The following is a 6682-nucleotide window of genomic DNA, read 5'->3' on the forward strand; positions in this document are numbered from 1 at the left end:
TTTCGAAAAAATACGAAAACTGACGGGCTTTTAATGAACTATGAATAATTCAGGTTTCTGAATGTTACAATGATTGTCCTATTGTTTTCCCCAGTTTCGCTTTTATTTATCTTCCATTGATAGCGGTTACAGTACACGCTATGTTAGAATTTAAACGTAGTGCTTTTCATTTTGGAGGTTTTATTGTGGAAGATAAACGACGTTATAAACTTTACAAGCATGGCAAGCTATGGTGCTGTACAGCAGTTACCATTGCCTCTCTAACAATTGGAATGGCAGCCTTGCATGCGGATGCTTATGCAGACAACAATCAAATTACAACTAGCCTGGTTACCGATTCCAGTACTTCAAGGCCTGCACCAGCCCAGGCGGTTGCCACTACTACGGAAAATGAGGTTCCAGTCGACCAGGCAACTGTCAACAACCCATCTGCCAACAATGGCTGGCTTGACCATTACCAGGTCACTACTGATGAAAATGGTCAAAATATTTTCCGGGCGAGCGGCTGGCACGCCTGCGGTCAAAGCAATGGTGAACGTTACCGTTACGCCATCCTGTATGACAATACCGCCAAAGGAGAAATCTCACGACAAAGGGTGGCACCGGTAGACCGGCCAGATGTCCAGGCTACCTATCCCAAGACTGCTAATAGCCGTTTTAGTGGGTTCAACGTTAGCTTTGTCCTCCCAAGTAACATTAACGGGCATTCCATCAGCCTAGTTGCCCGGTACAGTAATGACGCAATTAATGGTGAAGGTCAACAAACCGATTTCTGGTTTGCCCCCGTCATTATTGATAACACGAACCGCGCCAACCTCGACCAAATAGCATCTGTCCAAAGTGCTGTCCTTCATTTGCGTGGCTGGCACGCCAGCAACCAGGCATCCGGCAAAAAATACCATTACATTATCATTTATGATCAGACAAGTAACCAGGAAATCGCTCGTCAGTTAGTAACACCCATTCAACGCCCTGATGTTGCCCAGACATTTCCGACAATCGGTAATGCGGCCGGATCAGGCTTTGACGTTACGTTCAAATTAACACCCCAATATAGCCAGGGCGCCGTCACAGTTGTTAGCAGGTGGACCAATGACCCAGTTGGCAACGGAACTGATACAACCGACTTTTAGTTTACTCCGGTTCGAAAAATTAACCGGGGTTGGCTGGACTCTTACAAACTAAGCACGGGACGATTAACAGTTAGTGGTTGGCACGCCAATGATGCAGCAATTTATCAACCATATCATTTTCTTATTCTCTTTGATAATACCGCTAAAATGCAAGTAGCCAGTGTCCTTGTCCCTACTAACCCATCCCTTGACGTTGCTAAAGCTTATCCAGACACATGTTCAGCTGGTAATGCCCGTTTTAACTACGACTTCGCACGAATTCGCTTAACACCAGGGCATGACCACTCTTTGGTAAGTCGTTATTCAGTTATTGACCAGGGTAACGGTGATGATGGTGTTGCCGCTAACCATACTGACTTTTGGTTCCCTATAAAAACTCTTAACCAGCAGGCATTCTCCATTGATAGCTACCAGATTGATGCTCAAAATAAACTGACCGTCAGTGGTTGGTTTGCCAACGACAATGCCATTGGTAAGAAATACGCATATGTGATTGTCCTGCAAGATGGTCAAGAAATTGGTCGCCAACGGGTCACCATGACACCTCGTGAAGATGTCGCTTCAGTTTACCCAATAATCTATAACAGTGAAATGAGTGGCTTTAACGCCGCTATCCAACTACCAACAACGGTCAACGGGAACTTAAATTTTGTTCTCCGCTTCAGCAACCAGGCTGATGGAGAAGGCAACTATGCCGATATTTATACCCAGCCAATTCAAAACGGTTTTTTGCGTAACCGGGTAATCTTCACTAAAGATAACCGCGCCTTTTACTACAATGACCGGGGGCAGGCGGTTAAGAACTTTGTTGGGGCTGTGACATAAGTACTTTTACCAAGTTCAAATACGAACAGCGCGGTACGCAAATGGGCTCCAGTGTCCGGTATAACCGAACTCTGGAGCCCTATTTGCGCTCGCGGGGGCGTGAAAACGAAGTCATAAATGACTTCTGTCACGCTCCCTTAAAAACTTTGTTGCCAATGGTATCCTTTACCGAACCGATACTAACGGCAATATTCTTAATACCATCACAAAGAATACTGATACTCAAATCGGCCGAATTAACTTTACTGGCAACTTATCGGGAATAACCAAGGATAACCGTAAGCCGGTTCAAATTAGCATTAAATTAACCAATGGCGTCAGTATTGATGGTTGGGCCACAATCAAATGGCAAGGAAACAGTAGCCTGGCTTGGCCAAAGAAGGGCTACCGCCTTAAGCTTTTTAAAGATCAAGCAATGACTAAAAAACTTAAGGTCGAGCTTCAAAATAGCGGCTTCAAAACTAACTCTTTCAACCTTAAAGCTTGCTATACCGACCCGACCGCGGGACTCAATATCGTCAATGCTGAGTTATTCAAGCAGATTACGGCTTCCCGACCCAATTTAGCTAATTCGATCGTTAACGATATGCCGAACTATGGTCAGGTTGCCGGCATCCCATTAGAACTGGGTATCAATAATCTTGACCAGGGTTTATACGTTTTAGAACCCTACCAGGAAGACAAGCTATATAACCTTGATGATAAGTTGTCAGACAACATTGCCTTAAGTGATAACCAATCTGACTTGTCAACATTCACCCAACCATTTACCACTGACGACCTTGTTGACACTGCATTTAACAATCGCTCACCAAAGAAGGTTGATCAATCGGTTGTCGACCGGTTTAATGAGCTCTACCAGCTAGCGAATGCGAGCGATGCCGACTATTACAAGCTAGAAGAGCAGTACCTCGACGTTTTCGCCGCAATTGACTACCTCACCTTCATTTCAGCAATTAATGACGTCGACGGAATCACGAAAAACATTACTTACATTAGCAAGGCGGGCAGCAAGTGGGTACTAATGCCTTACGACTTGGATATGACTTGGAATACCCTTTATAATGGCGCGATTATGTCGATAGATACCAATATAGAAGACCTGCTTAACAGCTACCAGCAGCGACTCTTACTAACGATCTACAACCACCGGCAGGATGTGATTGATCGCTACAAAGAATTGCGGCAAAATATACTGAGTACCAATAACATTACTAACCTATTTAACGGGTGGCTTACCAAGGTGGGCAGTGCTGCCTTCGAGAACGATGATGCTCTTTGGGGCGATATTACGATACCCGGTGGGACTCACCGCCACCCAGTTAACGTTGCTGACTTCGATATCATGCTTAAGCAGCGACTCGCCAATGTCGACCATTTTCTTGGCTTAATTTAATAACACAAAGCCCTAGTCGCGGACAAATCCGTACGCTAGGGCTTTTTAAACGAAAAAATCTTCCCAAATTAGTAGCTTGGGAAGATTACGAAATTTAGCATATATGGTAATGAATGATTAAACATCTAAGGTCTTGCCATACTCATTGTTGATAGTGTCAACAACATCCTTGGTCTTCATGTTGTCTTCAACAATGGCTTTGCCATCACGAAGTGTGTAGGTGGTGTCATCACTCAAATTGTTAAAGTCAACATCGTTACCTTTAGCATCAACAAAATCAAACTTCGAGTTTTGGAAGTTCTTAAGAGCATCTTCATTAATTTCCATGATTATGCTTCCTTTCTTATTACATTATAATGCTTTTTCGTAAAATGTGTTAATTTTTCTGGTAAATTTATCATTTCTTAAGTGCCCCGAAAACTTACCCTTGTCTTGACCGGTTTAATCGCCGTTCTCCATAATTAAGTAACCGGGTTAAGGAGAAGGTCAGAATAAAGTAAATCATCATCGCAATAAACAACGGAAAGGCACCCTTGTAAGTAGCGGACTGGACAAGCTGGGTTTGGTACATCAGTTCCGTGACCCCGATAACGGAAACAATCGAACTGTCCTTTAATAGGGTGATGAATTCATTACCTAGTGCGGGCCAAATGTTACGCAGCGCCTGGGGCATAATCACATACCGCATTGCCAATTTCTTGCTCATTCCTAAGCTTCGGGATGCTTCGACTTGTCCGTAATCAATGGCCTGAATTCCGGACCGGATAATTTCGGCCACGTAAGCCCCAGAATTAATGGAAACGGCAATAATTCCGGCAACTAGGGCGGGGATGTTTTGAATAATTTCACCGATTCCGAAGTAGACAAACATTACCTGGACCATCATTGGGGTCCCCCGGATAAATTCAATGTAGGCAACCGCTAAGCTATGCAAGATCCTATTCTTGGACCGCCGGAACATTGCAAAGATAAAGCCCAGGATGAAACCAAAGAAGACGGAGAAAACCGTAATGACCAGGGTGTAAACAATCCCCCGTACAAAGTAATTCCAGTAATTCAAAACGGTATTTTGCTTGGTCCCCTGACTCATGTACTTACCAGCCCGGGGAACGTATACTTTGTCAAAAGTATTGTGCTTTTGCAACTTGGTAATCGTCTTATTGGTAGCTGCAACAAGTCCTGGCGAGTCCTTAGCAACTGCCACAGCTGTCCCCTGTTGTCCACTTACTTTGAAGTGGGGGTTAATGGCTTTCAACTTATCATTATTAGCAACGAAGGCCTTTGCCCGGGTCGAGTCCATTACAACCCCATCGACTTTGTGTGACTGGAGGGCAATGATTAAGTTGTTTACCCGGTCAAGGCCTTTAAGCTTGGCCCCCTTCATCTGTTGCTTGGCTAGGTCGTATTGCTCAGAGCCGTTCTGGGCCCCAATTACTTTCCCGTTAAAGTCTTTCAAGTTCTTGTACTTGGACTCTTCGGCCTTGTTGATGACGATATCTTGGTTGTCACCATAATAAACCTTGGAAAAGTCCACACTCTTGGCCCGTTCAGGAGTCGGACTCATGGCCGCAATCACAACATCAACCTTGTGCGTCTCTAAGGCCACTAATAGGGAATCAAAATTCATTACCTTAAACTCGGCTTTGACGCCCAAGTCCTTTGCTAGTTGTTTACCAAGATCAATGTCGATCCCGACCCGCTTGCTAACCCCGTTTTCCTTAACGGAGAATTCATACGGTGGATAATCGGCTGCCGTCCCAATTACAATCTTTCCCCGCTTTTTAATTGCCGCAACACTACTTTGCTTATCAGCAGCCTGATTCGATGAACTGCTGGCAGAGTTGGTATCCGCAAGTACCCCTGCTGGTGCAAACAGGAAAGGAAGGAGGATTGCAATCAGCAGTAATAATTGCTTGATTTTCTTCATATCAACACCTTCTTCAAAATTAATTGGTTTAAATATACATCTTCAGTAGTTATTATTCAGTATATTTTGTAATAATAGTATTTTTATTCATCAGTTAGGTGAATCAATGTATAAAAAAGACCGGTACTCGTGTACCAGCCTCAGTAATTACTAAATCATATCAAATGACTACTTACCTGCTTGCCCTTGGGCTACTAAATAATGACGAATATTCCGCAGGCACTTATTAAATTCGACCCACCCATCAAAGGCCATATCGACTGCTGAAACCTGATAACGGTCTGGTGGCGTTACTTTAGCCATTTCCTTTGTTCCTCGTTTTAAAACTAATTTTTGACCATCAAGTTCGACGTCATAATGACGACCACGCAGCCAATCTTGCAGGCTTTGAAACGTATCCGGATTCATTTTTCCACCTCCATTTGGGAATTGATTTAACTTAATTACAAATTAACTCTACAATAAAGGTAAGTATTATGAAAGGGGAATCACTTTAATGAAAACAATGACGAATGAAGATCTGTTATCAGTAATGAAAAATAATGATGTTGAGATCGACCCGGTAAGTGAGGGTGAAGATGTCTATTCATTTAAAATCGACCATCATCAGTTTGGCCACCTCGACAAGTACGGTAACCTGTATATGGATACTTTTGAAGAAGTAATTTCCCGTCCCCTCAGCCTCGGCAAGAAAACCATTACCCAGTGGATCAAGTGGGCTGTTAAAGGGTTCAGAATCAACCGGCGAAGAATCGAAAAGTGGCAGTAAAAAAATTGGTAATTTTTCCTGGGCCAACCTCTTTTTAACCCCCAGTTATTGAAATGTTTTTATAAAAGTAAGTATAATTGAAAAAGGAGGGGATTAGAATGTCATTAATGCAAAACGCTTCGGAAATCACCAAGACTGATAAACAGGTTTACCTAATCACATTTGTTCGACAGAGTACTGACCGGCCAATGTATCTAGACAATATGATCTACGAAACACCAGCAGCCGGGCACAAGTTTATGGCCAAGTTAGTTGACGCTTTCACCCAAGCTGGCTATCGGGAAAAGCAAGTCAATGATGACCACTATGAGCTTAATAATGGTCTGGATAAAATCTCATTAACTGGTAAAACGCAAGACGTATACAAAGATTAATAAAACAAGTGCCAGTCTAAAAATATAAGTTCCGTTCGCAAACTAGATGGATTTACGAACGGAACTTATATTTTTCTACGAATAGTCAAGTATATTAGGGTGTTTCTTTGAATTTACCATACATTAAAGTATACTATTTTAATCCAGCATCAACAATTTGCTAAAGTGTCATTAATAACATTTTAAATAATAATTTGCACACCTGAAACTTGAAAGTATGAAGACAGACTGATCCCTTGGTATCACAGGGCATATTTT

At 42.8% G+C, this 6682-nt stretch carries 8 protein-coding genes; 5 read left to right on the forward strand and 3 right to left on the reverse strand.

Annotation, left to right across the window (positions count from 1 at the left end; all coding sequences use genetic code 11):
• The first annotated feature begins 185 nt into the window (after window positions 1-185).
• The 3 genes from FD32_RS03520 to FD32_RS03530 all read left to right on the forward strand — a co-directional run bounded on the left by FD32_RS03520 (window position 186) and on the right by FD32_RS03530 (window position 3354).
• The gene (locus FD32_RS03520) at window positions 186-1133 is read left to right on the forward strand and encodes a KxYKxGKxW signal peptide domain-containing protein (RefSeq protein WP_053003012.1); all 948 of its coding nucleotides are present in this window, start codon (window positions 186-188) and stop codon (window positions 1131-1133) included.
• A 147-nt stretch (window positions 1134-1280) separates the two neighbouring features.
• Window positions 1281-1958, forward strand: a complete 678-nt coding sequence (locus FD32_RS03525; protein WP_053003014.1) for a hypothetical protein — start codon at window positions 1281-1283, stop codon at window positions 1956-1958.
• Window positions 1959-2298: 340 nt separating this feature from the next.
• Window positions 2299-3354 (forward strand): CotH kinase family protein, encoded by a 1056-nt coding sequence (locus FD32_RS03530; protein ID WP_268872409.1) that lies wholly within the window; start codon window positions 2299-2301, stop codon window positions 3352-3354.
• Between the two features lie 117 nt (window positions 3355-3471).
• On the opposite strand, the gene FD32_RS03535 is transcribed toward FD32_RS03530, so the two are convergent.
• From FD32_RS03535 to FD32_RS03545, 3 genes are all read right to left on the reverse strand, one after another.
• Window positions 3472-3681, reverse strand: a complete 210-nt coding sequence (locus FD32_RS03535; RefSeq protein ID WP_047767837.1) for a hypothetical protein — start codon at window positions 3679-3681, stop codon at window positions 3472-3474.
• A gap of 94 nt (window positions 3682-3775) precedes the next feature.
• Window positions 3776-5281, reverse strand: coding sequence for an ABC transporter substrate-binding protein/permease (locus tag FD32_RS03540; RefSeq protein WP_047767840.1), 1506 nt, complete (start codon window positions 5279-5281; stop codon window positions 3776-3778).
• A 168-nt stretch (window positions 5282-5449) separates the two neighbouring features.
• Window positions 5450-5689 carry a hypothetical protein gene (locus FD32_RS03545; protein WP_047767842.1) on the reverse strand — a complete coding sequence of 80 codons (240 nt, stop codon included), beginning with the start codon at window positions 5687-5689 and terminating at the stop codon, window positions 5450-5452.
• Between the two features lie 88 nt (window positions 5690-5777).
• Between FD32_RS03545 and FD32_RS03550 the strand changes: the two genes are divergently transcribed.
• Together FD32_RS03550 and FD32_RS03555 are read left to right on the forward strand one after the other, a co-directional pair.
• The gene (locus tag FD32_RS03550) at window positions 5778-6050 is read left to right on the forward strand and encodes a hypothetical protein (RefSeq protein ID WP_047767844.1); all 273 of its coding nucleotides are present in this window, start codon (window positions 5778-5780) and stop codon (window positions 6048-6050) included.
• A 98-nt stretch (window positions 6051-6148) separates the two neighbouring features.
• A complete protein-coding gene (locus FD32_RS03555; RefSeq protein ID WP_047767846.1) occupies window positions 6149-6424 on the forward strand; it encodes a hypothetical protein in 276 nt (91 codons plus the stop codon).
• Window positions 6425-6682 lie beyond the last annotated feature (258 nt).

It is taken from the genome of Limosilactobacillus panis DSM 6035, from assembly GCF_001435935.1.
Classification (GTDB): domain Bacteria; phylum Bacillota; class Bacilli; order Lactobacillales; family Lactobacillaceae; genus Limosilactobacillus; species Limosilactobacillus panis.